Annotated in this window: 12 protein-coding genes; 8 read left to right on the top strand and 4 right to left on the bottom strand. The window is 59.3% G+C overall.

The features are described from left to right. The first annotated feature begins 41 nt into the window (after positions 1-41). Both ED21_RS02815 and lepA read left to right on the top strand, forming a co-directional pair. Positions 42-2,258: an EAL domain-containing protein gene (locus tag ED21_RS02815; protein ID WP_006832313.1), complete on the top strand. Its 2,217-nt coding sequence runs from the start codon at positions 42-44 to the stop codon at positions 2,256-2,258. Positions 2,259-2,313: 55 nt separating this feature from the next. Next, positions 2,314-4,131: a translation elongation factor 4 gene (gene lepA / locus ED21_RS02810; RefSeq protein ID WP_006832312.1), complete on the top strand. Its 1,818-nt coding sequence runs from the start codon at positions 2,314-2,316 to the stop codon at positions 4,129-4,131. Positions 4,132-4,369: 238 nt separating this feature from the next. Here the strand turns inward: lepA and ED21_RS14985 are convergent, their stop codons facing one another. The 4 genes from ED21_RS14985 to proC form a co-directional block, all read right to left on the bottom strand. Then, a complete protein-coding gene (locus ED21_RS14985; RefSeq protein ID WP_083800355.1) occupies positions 4,370-7,225 on the bottom strand; it encodes an N-6 DNA methylase in 2,856 nt (951 codons plus the stop codon). 52 nt (positions 7,226-7,277) lie between these two features. Further along, on the bottom strand, positions 7,278-8,138 hold the full coding sequence (locus tag ED21_RS02800; RefSeq protein WP_006832310.1) for a hypothetical protein: 861 nt from the start codon (positions 8,136-8,138) through the stop codon (positions 7,278-7,280). Between the two features lie 182 nt (positions 8,139-8,320). Then, positions 8,321-9,586 carry a glutamate-5-semialdehyde dehydrogenase gene (locus ED21_RS02795; RefSeq protein ID WP_006832309.1) on the bottom strand — a complete coding sequence of 422 codons (1,266 nt, stop codon included), beginning with the start codon at positions 9,584-9,586 and terminating at the stop codon, positions 8,321-8,323. Between the two features lie 43 nt (positions 9,587-9,629). Continuing rightward, positions 9,630-10,397, bottom strand: a complete 768-nt coding sequence (gene proC, locus ED21_RS02790) for a pyrroline-5-carboxylate reductase (protein ID WP_255347511.1) — start codon at positions 10,395-10,397, stop codon at positions 9,630-9,632. A gap of 228 nt (positions 10,398-10,625) precedes the next feature. Between proC and proB the strand changes: the two genes are divergently transcribed. From proB to ED21_RS02765, 6 genes are all read left to right on the top strand, one after another. Continuing rightward, positions 10,626-11,774 carry a glutamate 5-kinase gene (gene proB, locus ED21_RS02785; RefSeq protein WP_006832307.1) on the top strand — a complete coding sequence of 383 codons (1,149 nt, stop codon included), beginning with the start codon at positions 10,626-10,628 and terminating at the stop codon, positions 11,772-11,774. 69 nt (positions 11,775-11,843) lie between these two features. Further along, positions 11,844-12,644, top strand: coding sequence for an outer membrane protein assembly factor BamD (locus ED21_RS02780; protein ID WP_006832306.1), 801 nt, complete (start codon positions 11,844-11,846; stop codon positions 12,642-12,644). Positions 12,645-12,878: 234 nt separating this feature from the next. Next, a complete protein-coding gene (locus ED21_RS15305; RefSeq protein WP_006832305.1) occupies positions 12,879-13,052 on the top strand; it encodes a hypothetical protein in 174 nt (57 codons plus the stop codon). 88 nt (positions 13,053-13,140) lie between these two features. After that, positions 13,141-14,331, top strand: coding sequence for a Na+/H+ antiporter NhaA (nhaA, locus tag ED21_RS02775; RefSeq protein ID WP_006832304.1), 1,191 nt, complete (start codon positions 13,141-13,143; stop codon positions 14,329-14,331). Continuing rightward, positions 14,331-15,368 (top strand): TerC family protein, encoded by a 1,038-nt coding sequence (locus ED21_RS02770; RefSeq protein WP_006832303.1) that lies wholly within the window; start codon positions 14,331-14,333, stop codon positions 15,366-15,368. Before nhaA ends, ED21_RS02770 begins: the two co-directional genes overlap by 1 nt. A 95-nt stretch (positions 15,369-15,463) precedes the next feature. Beyond that, complete coding sequence (locus tag ED21_RS02765; RefSeq protein ID WP_198005795.1) at positions 15,464-16,099, top strand: carbonic anhydrase; 636 nt, start codon at positions 15,464-15,466, stop codon at positions 16,097-16,099. Positions 16,100-16,132 lie beyond the last annotated feature (33 nt).

Below are 16,132 nucleotides of genomic sequence, written 5' to 3'. Positions count from 1 at the left end.
GCCGAATGAACCAAACAGGGCTTCGACGAGGTTGAAAGCACATGGGGGCGATGCCCTTCACCGATTTCTTCAAAGGCCGAAAGGGCACCGAGACTTCCGAACAGGATGGTCGGTATATCCCGCCTGCACCGGAATTCTCCGGATCGGACAAGCTGGCCATTGTCGAACAGCTGGAAAATTCCGGCGTCGCCTGTTTCTGGGCGACCGATGCCCGCGGCGTGCTCTCCTATCTCAGCCCGGCCATCTTCCAGCGTCTCGGACGCAAGGCCAACAAGGCCTTCGACCAGCCGCTCCAGCACATTCTCGAGCCCGTACCCGGCGACGGCGAAGCCCGCTCGCTCGGCCTGAAGCTCGGCACCCGCAAGAGCTTTGCCGGCCTGACAGTGGAGACCGGCGATCCGCAAGCGGACCTTGTCCTGCGCATGTCGGGGCGCCCGCTCTACGACAATAACGACGAATTCGTAGGCTTCCGCGGCACCGCCACCGACATCACCGAGGAATTCCGCAGCGAGGAAGAGGCGAGCCGCCTCGCCAAGTTCGATTCGCTAACCGGTCTCGCCAACCGCCACCGGATGGAGCACCGGATCGATTCCACGCTGCAGACCTTCCGCAGCGCCAAGCGCGCCGCTGCGCTGCTGATGCTCGATCTCGACCGCTTCAAGCAGGTCAACGATACGCTGGGCCACGCAGCGGGCGATCAGCTGCTGCAGCAGGTGGCCGAGCGCCTGAACCAGGTCATATCGGGCCGCGGCGAGATCGGTCGCCTCGGCGGCGACGAGTTCCAGATCCTGATCCCCGACATGGACGATCGCGGCGAGCTGGGCGAGATCGCCAAGAAGATCATCCAGATGCTCTCGCAGCCCTATTCGGTCGAGGAAGGCCGCTGCACCATCGGCTGTTCGGTCGGTATCGCCATTGCGCCTTACGACGGTGTCGAGCGCGACGAACTCACCCGCGCTGCCGATCTTGCGCTCTACGCCTCGAAGAACGGCGGGCGCGGCCAGTTCCGCTTCTACGCCGCCGATCTCGAGCATGAGGCAAACCTGCGCAAGCGCATGGAAGACGATCTTGCCGAAGCCATCGAAGCGGGCAATTTCACGCTCGAATACCAGCCCTGCGTCGAACTCGGCAGCAACAAGGTGGTCGCTCTCGAAGCGCAGTACTGCTGGGAAGATGAGGACCGCGGCCGGGTCAGCCAGGAAACCTTCATCCCCGTCGCCGAGGGCAGCCGCCTGATCATCCCGATCGGGGAATGGGCGCTGCGCAAGGCTTGCGAAGAAGCGCGCGAGTGGCCCGAAAGCCTGCGCCTTTCGATCAACATTTCGCCGATCCAGTTCGAAGCGAACGGCTTTATCGACATGGTCGCCAGGATCCTCGACGAGACCGGTCTCGATCCGGCGCGCCTCGATCTCGAATTGGCGGAATCGGTGCTGCTCGGCGATGCGAGCAAGGTGGATGCCGCGCTCGGTGCGCTGTTCAAACTGGGCGTGCGTTTGACACTCGACCAGTTCGGCACCGGCCTTTCCTCGCTCAGCTACCTGCGCCGCGCGCCGTTCAACGCGCTGAAGATCAGCGCCAATTTCTTCGAGCCCGTCATGGGCAACGACCTGGGCGACATGGAACTCGTCCGCGCCGTCGTCGCGCTAGCGGGTGCGATGGGCATGGAAACAATCGCCACCGGCGTGCACGCCATGGACCTCATGGCCGAACTGAAAAAGATCGGCGTCAGCCATGTGCAGGGCTTCGTATTTTCCGAAGCGGTCAACCAGAAGGTTCTGCTCGAGGAAATCGCGCAGGGCGAATGGACGCTCGAGCCGACCGATGCGGGCAGCCAGCGGGCCAGCCGCCGCACCGTTTTCCGCAAGATCGGCCTGATCCACGAAGACCATTATTACGACGTAACCTTGCGCAACATGTCGCGCTCGGGCGCCATGATCCAGGGGCTGGAAGACGTGCCCGTCGGCACCCAGTTCGTGCTCGACTTCGGACAAGGCCAGCTCGCCGTCTGCACCGTGCGCCGTTCGATGGACGATACGCAGGGCGTGGAGTTCGAGCAGGAACTGGTCGACGACGGGGCAGGGGGGCTGTGCACCCGCCACCGTGTTAACCCCTATGCGCTTGCCGCCGCCGGAGCGCCGCTCACGGCGCTTCCGCCGGGCAAATACAGCCAGGCACCCCAGACCGCCCCGGGCAGTTTTGCGCAGTTCAAGCTCTCCACGAACGCCCCGAAACAGGGTGGCGGACCGCAGGACGGCTGATTGCGAACGCTTTGCTGCTGACAGGGCGTTGCAGCGCGGCTAAAGGCGCAGCGCAATGACCGACCTTTCCAAGATCCGCAATTTTTCGATTATCGCGCATATCGACCATGGCAAGTCCACGCTTGCCGACCGGTTGATCCAGTTCTGCGGCGGGCTGACCGACCGCGAGATGTCCGAGCAAGTCCTTGATAACATGGACATCGAGAAGGAGCGCGGGATCACGATCAAGGCGCAGACCGTGCGCCTCAACTACACCGCCAAGGATGGCGAGACCTATGAGCTCAACCTCATGGACACGCCCGGCCATGTCGACTTCGCCTATGAGGTCAGCCGCTCCCTCGCCGCATGCGAAGGCGCGCTGCTGGTCGTTGACGCGGCGCAGGGCGTCGAAGCCCAGACGCTCGCCAATGTCTACCAGTCGATCGAGCACGACCACGAAATCGTCCCCGTCATCAACAAGATCGACCTCCCCGCCGCCGAACCCGACAAGGTGAAGGCGGAAATCGAGGACATCATCGGCCTCGACGCATCGGACGCGGTCCTCACCAGCGCGAAATCCGGCATCGGGATCGAGGAAACTCTCGAAGCCCTCGTCGCCCGCATTCCCGCCCCCACGGGCGACCGCGATGCGCCGCTCAAGGCCATGCTCGTCGACAGCTGGTACGACCCCTACCTCGGCGTCGTCATCCTCGTGCGCGTGATGGACGGGGTCATCAAGAAGGGCCTCAACGTCAAGTTCATGCAGGGCGGCACGCAGCACCTGATCGACCGCGTCGGCTGCTTCACCCCCAAGCGCACCGATCTGCCCGAGCTCGGCCCCGGCGAGATCGGTTTCATCACCGCGCAGATCAAGGAAGTCGAACAGGCCCGCGTCGGCGACACCATCACCACGGTGAAGGGCGGGGCGGAAAAGGCCTTGGCGGGCTACAAGGAAGTCCAGCCCGTGGTCTTCTGCGGCCTCTTCCCGGTCGACGCGGCGGACTTCGAGAAACTGCGCGAAAGCATCGGCAAGCTGCGCCTCAACGATGCCAGCTTCAGCTACGAGATGGAAAGCTCCGCCGCGCTGGGCTTCGGCTTCCGCGCCGGCTTCCTCGGCCTGCTGCACCTGGAAATTATCCAGGAACGCCTCAGCCGCGAATACGACCTCGACCTCATCACCACGGCCCCGTCCGTGGTCTACCGTGTCCACCTCGCTCACACGAAGACGGAAGACGCCAAGGTCATCGACATCCACAACCCCGCCGACTGGCCGGACGTGAACCGCATCGACATGATCGAGGAACCGTGGATCAAGGCGGTGATCTACACGCCCGACGAATACCTCGGCTCCATCCTCAAGCTGTGCCAGGATCGCCGCGGCATCCAGACCGACCTGACCTATGTCGGCGGCCGCGCGCAGGTGAGCTACGAGCTGCCGCTGAACGAGGTGGTGTTCGACTTCTACGACCGGCTGAAGAGCATCAGCCGCGGCTATGCCAGCTTCGATTACGAGCAGATCGGCCTGCGCGAAGGCGACCTCGTGAAGATGAACATCATGGTCAATAACGAGCCGGTCGACGCGCTATCGCTGATAGTCCACCGCAGCGTGGCGGAAGAGCGCGGCCGCGGCATGTGCGAGCGCCTGAAAGACCTCATCCCGCGCCATCTGTTCAAGATCCCGATCCAGGCCGCGATCGGCGGCAAGATTATCGCCCGCGAAACCATCGCTGCGCTCCGCAAGGACGTCACCGCCAAATGCTACGGCGGCGACATCACGCGCAAGAAAAAGCTGTTGGAAAAGCAGAAGAAGGGCAAGGCAAGGATGCGCGAGTATGGCAATGTGAGCATTCCGCAGGAGGCGTTTATTGCTGCGCTGCGGATGGGGGAGGAGTAGCCCTCATCCGAAGGATGCGCGAGCGCCCGGAAGCGTAGCTGGCCGCAGGCCAACGGCGGCCTGCCCCGATCAAAGCGAAGTTGGTCGAAAGTCTTGGCAGAAGGACTATGTGAGGATTCTAAACAAGGCCTCACCCCCGACAAGCGGACGGACATTATGCGGAGTAATGACGCGCAATATGAGATATCTGAAACCCTAATGAATGCGAGATCCGAAATTTGGTGTCGATGTCCTTCGACTACTCAATCGTGACGCCATAGATTTCTAAAACGCAGTCATCGATTGATTTTTGTAACCCATCAATTTTTTGTCGAAGACGAATTTTTTGAGTTGCCATGCGTGCTTTATTCAATTTTTCGTAGCTTGTGACAATTTGATGGCACCACTTTACAAGATTGGTGTGCGATGTTGAACGTTCGTCGTACGGTACCACCGGCAATTCTTTGAGGTAGGTGCCCTTAATCTTGGGAAATGTATCGCGGCCGTCGCTAAATTTCTTATTCCAATAAAATCTTATCGCAGATGAATTCAGGACCGCGAGTAGATAGTAAGGGTCGGATTCTTCGAATGGATTAACCATAAAAATGGTGTTGAGGCATTGATAGCCGTTTAAGTCCAATCCGAAAACAGGGTGCTTTCCTACCTGCCTGCAGACAAGTTTTGGATTTCCGGAGTGTTTCGAATCATCCCAACACCCGCCACGCTTGGCTGTTCGACTTTTTTTGCATGCTAAACCAGACCATCGCGCGAGGTATGGCTCAACATCCTTACCGGTATAGCAAAGAGCATATCCCGGCGGAGGCGTGGGTTCGTCAATTTCGCGGACATCACTGGGAAACTTTTTCCTATCCCTCAACTGCTTCCCGAAATTCACATATGCTTGCTGGCCAAGGGGTCGACCAACTTTCGCCATTTTTAATAAAACGGTATCATCAGCATCCGAAGCGGGCACAATTAGATGTGCTTCATCCGCCAATATTCTTGAATAGGGTATTTTCGTGATGCGCGGACTTTTGAGCCCGGATTCAGATGCCGAAGCTTCAAAGAAATTGAGATCTTTGCTTTCTCCACCCCTTCGAAGAACAAAGATACAAGTGTCGACACTCGCACTCTGGAAAACGCGTCCTTTTAAGTTCGTTACCGTCTCGAGCTGCTGGTTTTCTAACATCAGTTTTCTTAGGGCTGTAGCGTAGTTGTTCGTCAGAAAATTAGAAGGGACGATAAAGGATAAAATACCTCTTCTGGATAGTAATTGCGAAGCGCGTTCTATAAAGAGATGGTAAAGATCTCGCTTAAAACTGGCGACGGTATAGTGGCTATCATAATAGCTTTCTAGAGTTCTTTGTCGATTGGCATCTTGAAGGAGGACGTATGGGGGGTTGCCGATGATCGCGTCGAAACCATTCTTGTCAGTAGCTGCGCGTAGAAACCCTTGCCAGTCGAAAGGGTTTATTTTCTCTTCTTCCTCGTCTGACAACTCAAAAGAAATTTGCGAGTATATATCGTTTTCAATTAAGGAATTTCCGCACTTTATATTGCTCCCGAGGTCCGGGAGAACCCTTATGTTGAAAAAGTCCATTTGGCGCGCGATCGCGTCAGCATTTTCCCCTTCTAGGACTTTCAGAAGAAGGGATAGCTTAGTGACTTCAACGGCTTGCGCATCAATATCGACACCATATATGTGGGTGAGGAGTATTCGCCTGCGTTCTGCGATCGTCAATCGCCAGTCACCCTGAGCGACCTGTACCAGTTTCGGATCTTTGCCCCCTGTGTACTTTAGCGGGTCATCTGAAATGTATTTGCTGCGGTACCAGTCCAAGAGATATTGGTAAGCCACAATTAGGAACGAGCCTGAACCGCAGGCGGGATCAATCACGCGAATTGGATCTTGGGCTTTTGTGCGCTTATCGTCACCAGATGCTTGGGCAGGTGTTTTCCCCTCAAGGAGAGGTCCAAGCGCAGTCGCGACGATGTGAGACACGATGTATGCAGGCGTGTAATATACGCCGCCAGCTTTTTTAACCTCTGGCTTTTCTTCAATTACCGCTCGAGAGCCGGCCAGCCTAATCACTTTCCCTAAAAAACGCTCATAGACCTGCCCAAGAATGTCGGCAGGTAAGACAGAAAATTCGTAGGGGCTTCTAGGATAGTAAAGACTGCGAAGTATTGGCCTCAAGGCTTTGTCATCGAGACTTAGTTCAAGCGTAAAATTATCTAAAGTCTCGCTCGAACCATCCGTCTTGAAAAAATGAAAAAGGCCCGAATTGTATCGATCGTCTGCTTTGCGAAAAAGTTCGGCAAGACTTGAGTATATATCTTTCCTTTCAGATATAGACTGAAGTTGTCCGTAGTTCTCTATGCCTCTATCTTCGGCTATTCTCAAAAAAACTATTCGGTCTATGGTTTTTTGAACAGCACTATTGAGCTCTCTTACGTTAAGGTTGCGATTGCGCAGCGCGATATTGCGCGCAAGGATTGCACGCCAACCTTCGATCTCCTCAAGAAATGCATCATCTACTTCGGCAGTGCCGCGTTTCCTTCGATTATCCGTAGCGTATTTATCGAATGAGCCTTTGAGTACCGCATCTCGGGAAAATATCCCGGCAATTTCATCCCACTTCTCCACATAATCATCAAATGTATAATATTTGATGCGAGCCATACTGGCTTTATCTGCACTCTCAGGCTTAATCCGACAATCATAGACCGCGAATTCTTCAAAATCAGTTAGGATCGAAAGTGGAAGCTTCGCACTCCAAGCATAGCGGCGAAGTTGAAAAGCGGGGCTGATATCTTCCTTCAGATTAATGGCAGGCTTTTTTGCCTCAAGAAAAAACTTTCGAGTCCCTCCTATACGAAACCCATAATCTGGGGCCTTCGTGTTACCCCCTATTTTAAGTGCATCCTCGTGAACGACATCTTTGTACGCCTCAGCATACCCTTGTTCATTGTCGATATCCCAACCTAGCGCCTTCAAGAATGGATCGATAAATTCTCGGCGAACTTGCGTTTCATTGTATGTACTCGCCTTGTACGCTTCTCTGTGAAGCTCAAATCGGGCGCATAGTTCTTTTATGATTTTTGGTGCTGGCATAGTTTCTCGTATGGAGAAATTTGATGCCAAAACAAGCGGAAAGCTTGTCAGGTCACTCCCACCCCTCATCCTTGATCGACCGCCAGCGCGGGTTCTCTTCCGCGCTGTCCCCCTCCACCTCGCTCTCACCCCGATCCGCCACAAGCAGGGGTAAGCTCGGCCCCAAGCGCCCGCGTGTGCCGTGGTGCGGATCGTAGAGTTCGTGGTCCGGGTCGCGTTCGGGGCAATAGCCTGCGGCGCGGTCGGCTTCCATGGCTTGCTCCAGTTCCTCGCGCAGGCGCTTCACGCGTGGGCTTTCGCGGCGTTCGCGTTCGAGGATCTGCTGGCGCATGGCCTCCACCTTGCGGTCGATGCTGGCGCGGATGTCGGCGACCGATACGCTGTTTCGCTCCGCCTCCCATTCCTTGCGCCATTGCTTCTTCTTGCGCTCCAGTTCCATCGTGCCGATCGCGTCCAGGCCTTTTGCGCGGCCATCGGCAAACCGCTCGGGCGCGCGGTTTCTCAGCATGAACATCAGCAGGCGGTCGTTATAGGCGGTGCGCGTGCCGACGAGCTGGCCGTAGGAATAGACGGGCACATCCACGCCGTTCAGCGCGCGTTCCATGGCCACGTCCTCGATCCGCTGCACGCCGAGATCGAGCGCGGCGGCCCAGGCCTTGCGGAAGCTTTCCGCGCCCTTCTGGCGGCGCAGGTAGTAGGCGCCCTCCGCGCTCATGTTGACGGCGCGGGCGGCGGCCTTGACGCTGCCGGTATCGGCGAGCGCCTCGATGAAGCGGCGCTGGCGGTCCTCGGTCCAGCCATCGTGGCGCTTGGTCTGGCGCGGGACGGGGGTGAAGGCGGGCAGCTCGCCCCCTTGCTCGATAGCGTCCGGGACGGGCAGGCGGGTTTCGCGGTTGTCGGTACGGCGGGTCATGCGGGCTCTCCCCATGCGAAAAGGGCCGGGACAATGCCCCGACCCTCTTGCGGTAGGAAAGCGGAATAGGAGACGCGCTCTTTGTTTCCGCACCCGCTGCGGACGGGCGGTCGCCGTTGACCCGCCCCTGCGGGTCAGCTCCGCTTCGCCGGGCCTACGTCGGCCCGGTCTTGATGCTTAGCTCAGGGCCTGGTCTGGCCGTTGCCGTGCACGAGGTATTTGAAGCTGCACAGCTGTTCGAGGCCGACAGGGCCGCGGGCGTGCATCTTGCCGGTGGCAATGCCGATTTCCGCGCCCATGCCGAACTCGCCGCCGTCGGCAAATTGGGTGCTGGCGTTGCGCATGACGATGGCGCTGTTGATGCTGGTCATGAAGCGGCGGGCGGCGTCGTCGTCCTCGGTCATGATCGCATCGGTGTGGTGGCTGGAATGCTCGCTCACCCAGTCGATCGCCTGATCGAGACCGTCGACCACCTTCACGGAGGCGATGGGGTCGAGATACTCGGTGTTCCAGTCGGCCTCGGTCGCAGCTTTGATCGAGTTGTCGATAGCGACGGCTTCCTCGTCGCCGCGCAGTTCGCAATCGCCGCCCATGATCGCGGTGAGGCGGGGGACGAAGTCCTCGGCCACCGCGCGGTCCACTACGATGCTCTCCGTTGCGCCGCAGACGCCGGTGCGGCGCAGCTTGGCGTTGCGGATGACTTCGGCCGCCTTGTCGAGATCGGCCGCCTCGTGGACGTAGCTGTGACAATTGCCGTCGAGGTGGAGGAGGGTGGGGACGCTTGCCTGGTCGCGCACCAGTTCGACGAGCCCACGGCCGCCGCGCGGGATGACGAGGTCGACATATTCGTCGGCCTTGAGCAGGGCGGCAACGGCAGCGCGGTCGGTCGTGCCGACGGTCTGGACGGCGTCTTCGGGCAGGCCGGCTGCGGCTAACCCGGTGCGCATGCATTCCACGATCACGCGGGTCGAATGGCGGCTTTCGCTGCCGCCGCGAAGGATCACGGCGTTACCGCTCTTGAGGCACAGCGCGCTGGCGTCCGCGCCAACATTCGGGCGGCTTTCGTAGATCATGCCGATCACGCCGATGGGCACGGCGACGCGTTCGATCTTGAGGCCGTTGGGGCGGTCGAAGGTCGCAAGGCTGCGGCCGACGGGGTCGGGCAGTTCGGCGATTTCCTCGAGCGCGCCCGCCATGCCCTCGATGCGGTCCTCGGTAAGACGCAGGCGGTCGATGAAGCTGTCGGGCTTCTTGCCTTCGACGCTCTTCACGTCTTCCGCGTTCGCTTCGAGCAATTCGGGAGTCGCGTCACGCAGGGCCTTCGCGGCTTCGCGCAGAGCCGTGTTCTTGGCATCGGTGCTGGCGGAAAGCAGGCTTTGCGCGGCCTTGCGGGCGTTCTGGCCCAGCGTGGTGATGTGGATCTGCGGGTCTAGGGCTTGGTCGGTCATAGTGTCTCTCTGAATTTGAATACGGGTGGGAGGCGCTGTGGTTTCAGCGCAGCTCTACCGCCCGGTCGTAGCAGGCCTGCAGTGTAGCATGCATGCGGTCGGTAAGGCCATTGTCGCCATTCAGTGCGTTGAGGCCGGCAGCGGTTGTGCCGCCCTTGCTCGTCACGGAATTGCGAAGTTCTTCGAGGCTGGGGGCACCCGGCTCGCTGGCCATGGCGATGGCGCCGCCGATGGTCCCGAGCACCATTTCGCGCGCCTCTTCCTCGCTGAACCCTTGCGCCATGGCCGCTTCGGCATAGGCACGGGCGATCTCGAAGACATAGCCGGGGCCCGATCCTGCGACGGCTGTCACACGGTCGAGCTTTTCCTCGCTATCGACCGTGACGACCTTGCCAGCGCGCTCCATGAATTCCACTGCATGGGTCATATGCGCGTCGGTTGCATGCGGTCCGGCGACGATGCCGCTGACACCGCGGCCTACGGCGGCGGGAAGGTTCGGCATGACGCGCACGACGGGCTTGCCGCCCATGAGTTGCGAGAGGCGTGCGGCTGAATAGCCAGCAGCGATTGAGATGATATAGCCGTCGTCGGCCAAGTTGTCGGAGTAGCTCGGCATCACGTCGTCGAACATCTGTGGCTTTACCGCGGCAACGATGCAGTCGAAGCTATGGCCTGCGATTTCGGAACCATCGCGCATCAAGGTGACTTTCTCAGGCAAGTCGCTGGCCATGGGATCGACCACGGTGATAGCCTCGGGACCACGGACCCACTGGGAAAGTAATGCGGAGCCCATTTTTCCGCAGCCGACAATAAGAATAGAATTTACGATTTTAGAATGCCGTTTCCGCGCTCAAGGCGCTCTATGTAATTCTTGAATTAGTTCTCAATTGAAATAGGAAATGCTTAAGTCTTGAGCTATTCGAATTTTATTACTTGGCTAAACTTTCGCATTCGATATTTCTTAAAATCCGGTTGTGCACTGCACCATACCTATCTATATTGGATCGCAGAAATTTCAAGGTAGATACATTTTTAATATATGACCCAGAAACGCAACATTGTTGTCAAGATTGGCTCGGCGCTTCTTGCAAATCAGGAACTGCTGACCCCCCGTTATGGTTTCCTGCAGCGCTTGCTGGAGGACGTGGCAAACCTTCGTGCCGAAGGTAACGACGTTATCCTCTGTTCGTCCGGCTCGGTAGCGCTCGGCTTGCGCATCATTGGTGAAACACCTGAAAGCGCAGGCATTTCCGACAAACAGGCGGCTGCCGCCTGCGGGATGCCGCTGCTGCTGAATGCCTACAAGCAGGTAGGGCACGAGTTCGGTTTTGAGATCGCGCAGGTCCTGCTGACGCTGGGCGACTTCGAAGATCACCGCCGCTTCCTCAATACCCGCAACACCGTTCACCGCTTGCTGGAAGCGGATGTGATGCCGATTGTGAATGAGAACGACACGATAACCACCGAGGAAATCCGTGTGGGCGATAACGACCGTCTCGCAGCCAAAGTGGCACAGATGGTTGGTGCAACCGATTTTATCATTCTGACCGGTGTCGACGGGCTTTATGATCGCAACCCCGATGAGGAGGGTGCACAGTTTATCCCCGAGGTGACCGATGTCGGCCCTTACATGGATGCGACGAAGGGTAAGAGCACGCTCGGCACGGGCGGTATGGAAACGAAGCTTCAGGCAGCCAACATGGCGCAGGAGGCCGGCGTCACAACCTGGATCGCACAGGGCGAGGTGGACCGACCCCTTTCGACCGTTCTCGAGGGTAGTCGCCGGGCGACCAAGATCCTGCCGCATCCCAACCCGCTTTCGGGGTGGGACAGCTGGATCGCGAACCGATTGCAAATGGCAGGAAGTCTCGTGGTCTCCGAAGCGGTTGCCGACGCCTTGGCCGCGGGCGACCGACCGATCCGCCGCGCCGATGTGGTTTCGATAGACGGTGATTTCACGCGCGGAGACGTCCTGCACATCTACGATAGCAAGGGCATCGAGCGCGCGCGCGGTCTGTCGGATTTCACCTCGGAAGAGTTGCGCGTGCTCACGCACAATCCCGATGTCGGTGCCGAGCAACTTCTTGGCTACAAGACCCGCGGTGAAATCGTGCGCAGCAACAATCTGGTCATGCTGGAAACACGCCATCTCCTTTGGGACGCGCCCGAGGGATTTTCGGAGGCCTAGGCGCGCGCGGGGAAATCTGCCGTAACTTCACTTGGCGTTCAGCGGGGTGCTGGCTATAGGCTCCGTCTTATGAAGACCAAATCGCGCACCAGCCGTATTTTCGCTCTCGGCGCCCTTGCCGCCGCAACCGCCTTTACCGCCGCCTGCGGTGGGGGATCGAACCGGCCCGAAGATACGGCATATGTCGCGCGTGACGTCGAGACGCTGTATTCGCAGGCGAAGCAGGAACTCGATCGCGGTCGTCCGCAGCTGGCCGCTGCACTTTTTGACGAGGTCGAGCGTCAGCACCCCTATTCGCCGTGGGCGCGCCGCGCGCAGTTGATGAGCGCCTTCAGCTATTACGTCGCCGGCGATTACAACAAAACGACATCATCGGCGCAGCGTTTCCTGTCGATCCACCCTGGCAACAAGGATGCGCCCTATGCCTATTACCTGATCGCGCTCAGCTATTACGAGCAGATCAGCGACGTCCAGCGAGACCAGAAGGTGACCGAGCAGGCACTTACCGCGCTGCGTGAAGTGAATCGCCGTTTTCCGCAATCGCAATACGCAGCCGACGCGCGCCTCAAGATCGATCTGGTCGAGGATCACCTTGCGGGCAAGGAAATGGAGATCGGACGCTATTACCAGAGGTCCGGCAAATGGATCGCTGCCCAGATCCGGTTCCAGAATGTCGTCGAGACCTACCAGACCACCAGCCATGCTCCCGAAGCGCTCTATCGCCTCGTGGAAAGCAGCCTGGCGCTGGGTATCAAGCCCGAAGCGGTGAAATACGCCGCCGTTCTCGGGGCGAACTATCCCGGCAACGAATGGTACGAAAAAGCTTACGAGCTGATAGACGATCATGCCGAGGGTGTTTCCGCTAGCTGATCGTCTTCGGGCAGAATTTTTCGAAAATTTAGTCGTCCGGTCTTGAAACCGGATCGCTTCCGGTGCATTTATCTCATGCGGACCGGGCCCCTCTGGCGTGCGCTTTTCCAGCCCACGTGATGTCGGACCGCATCGGACAACCGATGCGTGCTGGTAGGCCCTTTTCCCCCTCCTTCCCAGCCTGACGGCCCATCGGGTGTCCGATCGAATTCATCTCGATCACGGAGACCGAACATGAAGGCCCGCACATTCAGACTGACCCAGATCCACCAGCGGATCGATGAGCGCCTGCGCGTGGAATTGCACAAGCGCATGCCCGACCACTTTGAAATCTCCCGCCTCAAGACGATGAAGCTGCGCGCCAAGCAGGCGCTGCATCGCCTCGTCGCGCGCCCGAACCCTGCCTGACGGCAGGCCATAGGGGGCCGTCGCCGGCGTTTCTCCATCGCGCCGACGGCGGCTGCCCGCATTTCCCAGACAGACACCGGAGAAAACCGTGGTCCAGGCCATTACCCCGCTGCTGAAGGACTTCCTGCAGAAGGAATCCGCCGGCGGTATCGTCCTCATCTTTGCCGCGATGCTGGCGCTTGCGGTCGCAAATTCGCCGCTGCTGGCGGGATACCAGGACTTGCTCGATACCGGCGTGGTGGTCGGCATCGGCAGCTTCGTGATCGACAAGCCGCTGCTGCTTTGGATCAACGACGGCTTGATGGCGGTGTTCTTCTTCCTCGTCGGGCTGGAGGTAAAGCGCGAGGTGCTGGAAGGCCAGCTGTCCAGCTGGGACAAGGCCTCCCTCCCGCTGATCGCTGCTATCGGTGGCATGGCTATCCCGGCGCTCATCTTCCTTACACTTAACGCCGGATCGCCGGACACGATAAACGGCTGGGCGATCCCGGCTGCGACCGACATCGCCTTTGCTCTCGGCATCCTCTCGCTGCTCGGCCCGCGCGTGCCGGTGGCGTTGAAGGCGCTCTTGCTGGCCATCGCCGTGATCGATGACATTGGTGCCATCGCGATCATCGCCCTGTTCTATTCGGGCGAACTCGACACCGGCATGCTGGGCGCAGCGGGCATCGTCTTCGTGGTCATGCTGGCCGTGGGCAAGGCGCGGGTTCAATCGACCATTCCCTATGTCCTGCTGGCGATCCTGATGTGGGCTTTTGTGCTGAAGTCAGGCGTCCACGCGACGCTCGCCGGTGTAGCCGCCGCGATGGCCGTGCCGCTGGACGCCAAGAGCGACCATGGCCCGCTCGAGACGATGGAGCACGCGCTTCATCCCTGGGTCGCCTTCCTCGTCATCCCGATCTTCGGCTTCGCCAACGCCGGCGTTACCCTGTTCGGTCTGTCGCCTGCCGCACTGGTCGAGCCGCTCCCGCTCGGCATTGCGCTTGGCCTGCTCATCGGCAAGCAGATCGGCATCTTCGGCTTCGCCTTTATCGCCGTGAAGCTGGGCCTCGCCTCGCTGCCACCCAGCGTCAGCTGGGCGCAGCTTCACGCGATGAGCCTGCTCGCGGCCATCGGCTTCACCATGAGCCTGTTCATCGGCAATCTCGCCTTCGCCGACCCCGCCCAGATCGACGCGGTGAAAATCGGCGTGCTCGCCGGATCGACGGTCGCAGCCGTCGCCGGATATCTCCTCCTCAACCGCTCGCTTCCGCGCGAAGCGGCCGCTGAAAGCCTAGACTGATGGATTTCCTTTTTACCGACTGGCTCGGCACCCCCGTGTGGTTCTGGGGTGCCTTTCTCGCCATTGTCACCGTCCTTACCGCCTTCGACCTTGGTGTCCTGCACAAGGAGGACAAGGAACTCGGGATAGGCGAGAGTCTAAAGCTTTCCGCCTTCTACATCGGCGTCGCGCTGCTGTTCGGCGCCTGGGTGTGGTTCGAGCGCGGCGCGACCGCGGGGATGGAGTATTACACCGGCTTCTTCATCGAAAAGGCGCTGTCGATCGACAATGTCTTCGTGATCAGCCTGATCTTCACCTATTTCGCCATCCCGCCCAAATACCAGTATCGCGCCCTGCTGTGGGGCATCATGGCGGTGATTGTCCTGCGCGGCTTGATGATCGCGGGCGGGGCGGCGCTGCTGGCAGAGGCCTACTGGGTCCTCTATATCTTCGCCGCTTTCCTGATCGTCACCGGCATCAAGATGTTCTTCGCCGGGGACGAGCCGATGGACGTCGGCAAGAACCCCGTCATCCGCTGGATCAGCACGCATATGCGCGTGACCAGGAAACTCCACGCACAGCGTTTTTTCGTGAAGGTGCCCGACAGCAAGACCGGCAAGCTGGTGACGGCGGCGACCCCGCTTTTCCTGGCGCTGGTGGTGATTAACCTCGCCGACCTCGTCTTCGCGCTCGACAGCGTGCCGGCGATCTTCGCGATCACCACCGACACCTTCATTGTCTATACTTCGAACATCTTCGCCATCCTCGGCCTGCGCGCGCTCTATTTCGCGCTCGCGGCGATGGTGCACCGCTTCCAATACCTGAAGTATGCGCTGGCCGCCGTGCTGGTGTTCATCGGAAGCAAGATATTCGTCACCGACTTCCTGCTCGGCGGGGGCAAGATGCCCGCCTGGATAAGCCTCGGCGTGACGTTTGGCCTGATCTTGGCTGGCATCCTCTATTCGCTCTGGAAGACGCGCTTCGAACCCGAGCCTGAATGGCCGGCGGATCCAAATCCAAACCATGGAGATCTTGAACCGAAAGGAGAGTTAAATTGACTACGAGAAGACAACTAATCGGTGGTGCGACGGCAATGGGCCTGGCGGGTCTGGCCGGGAGTGCAAACGCTGCGCAGGAGCGGCCGGGCGGGGGAATGATGCCCGCGCCCCCGGCATCGGAACTCAACCCTTCACAAGCTCTCGATCTTCTGCGGCAGGGGAATGACGCCTTCTTGCGCGGCGAACAGACCAGCGTGCTGACCAGTGCACAGCGGCGACTGGACCTCGCATTGGGGCAATCCCCTTTCGCGGCCTATGTCACGTGCTCGGATAGCAGGGTCCCCCCCGAACTGTTGTTCGGGCGCGGATTGGGGGAACTTTTCATCATCCGCAACGCCGGAAACACCGTCGATACTGTCGCGCTTGGATCGATCGAATATGCTGTTGCAGTGCTCAAGACGCCTCTGGTCGTCGTGATGGGCCATGAAAGCTGCGGCGCAGTGAAAGCTGCTACCGAGGTCGTGACCGATAACGCCACTTTCCCGGGCTCCATCGGACCTATGATCGAACCGATTATTCCGGCGGTGCTGCAGGCAAGGAGCGAGAACGGCGACTTGCTCGACAACTCCGTGCGTGCCAACGTCCGTCGCGTCGTGAAGCAGCTTCGCGAGCAGACCGATCCCATCATGCTCGAGCCACAACAAAAAGGCGACTTGTGGGTTGTAGGGGCCTACTACAGCCTCGAAACCGGCGAGGTCGATTTCTTTGACTTACCCGAGCGGGCCGGCTGAGCACAAGGGTTGCTTTCCTGTTCGCAAATGCGC

Origin of the sequence: Erythrobacter sp. SD-21 (assembly GCF_000181515.1) — a bacterium.
In the GTDB taxonomy this organism is placed as follows: domain Bacteria; phylum Pseudomonadota; class Alphaproteobacteria; order Sphingomonadales; family Sphingomonadaceae; genus Qipengyuania.
This window is presented reverse-complemented; position numbering and strand designations above follow the sequence as displayed.

Excerpts from the sequence above, each read along its gene's own strand:
- ED21_RS02770 (WP_006832303.1), top strand. The coding sequence starts at position 14,331 with ATGGATTTCCTTTTTACCGACTGGCTCGGCACCCCCGTGTGGTTCTGG.
- lepA (WP_006832312.1), top strand. The coding sequence starts at position 2,314 with ATGACCGACCTTTCCAAGATCCGCAATTTTTCGATTATCGCGCATATC.
- ED21_RS02815 (WP_006832313.1), top strand. The coding sequence starts at position 42 with ATGGGGGCGATGCCCTTCACCGATTTCTTCAAAGGCCGAAAGGGCACC.
- ED21_RS02795 (WP_006832309.1), bottom strand. The coding sequence starts at position 9,586 with ATGACCGACCAAGCCCTAGACCCGCAGATCCACATCACCACGCTGGGC.
- ED21_RS15305 (WP_006832305.1), top strand. The coding sequence starts at position 12,879 with ATGAAGGCCCGCACATTCAGACTGACCCAGATCCACCAGCGGATCGAT.
- ED21_RS02780 (WP_006832306.1), top strand. The coding sequence starts at position 11,844 with ATGAAGACCAAATCGCGCACCAGCCGTATTTTCGCTCTCGGCGCCCTT.
- ED21_RS02765 (WP_198005795.1), top strand. The coding sequence starts at position 15,464 with ATGATGCCCGCGCCCCCGGCATCGGAACTCAACCCTTCACAAGCTCTC.
- ED21_RS14985 (WP_083800355.1), bottom strand. The coding sequence starts at position 7,225 with ATGCCAGCACCAAAAATCATAAAAGAACTATGCGCCCGATTTGAGCTT.
- proB (WP_006832307.1), top strand. The coding sequence starts at position 10,626 with ATGACCCAGAAACGCAACATTGTTGTCAAGATTGGCTCGGCGCTTCTT.
- ED21_RS02800 (WP_006832310.1), bottom strand. The coding sequence starts at position 8,138 with ATGACCCGCCGTACCGACAACCGCGAAACCCGCCTGCCCGTCCCGGAC.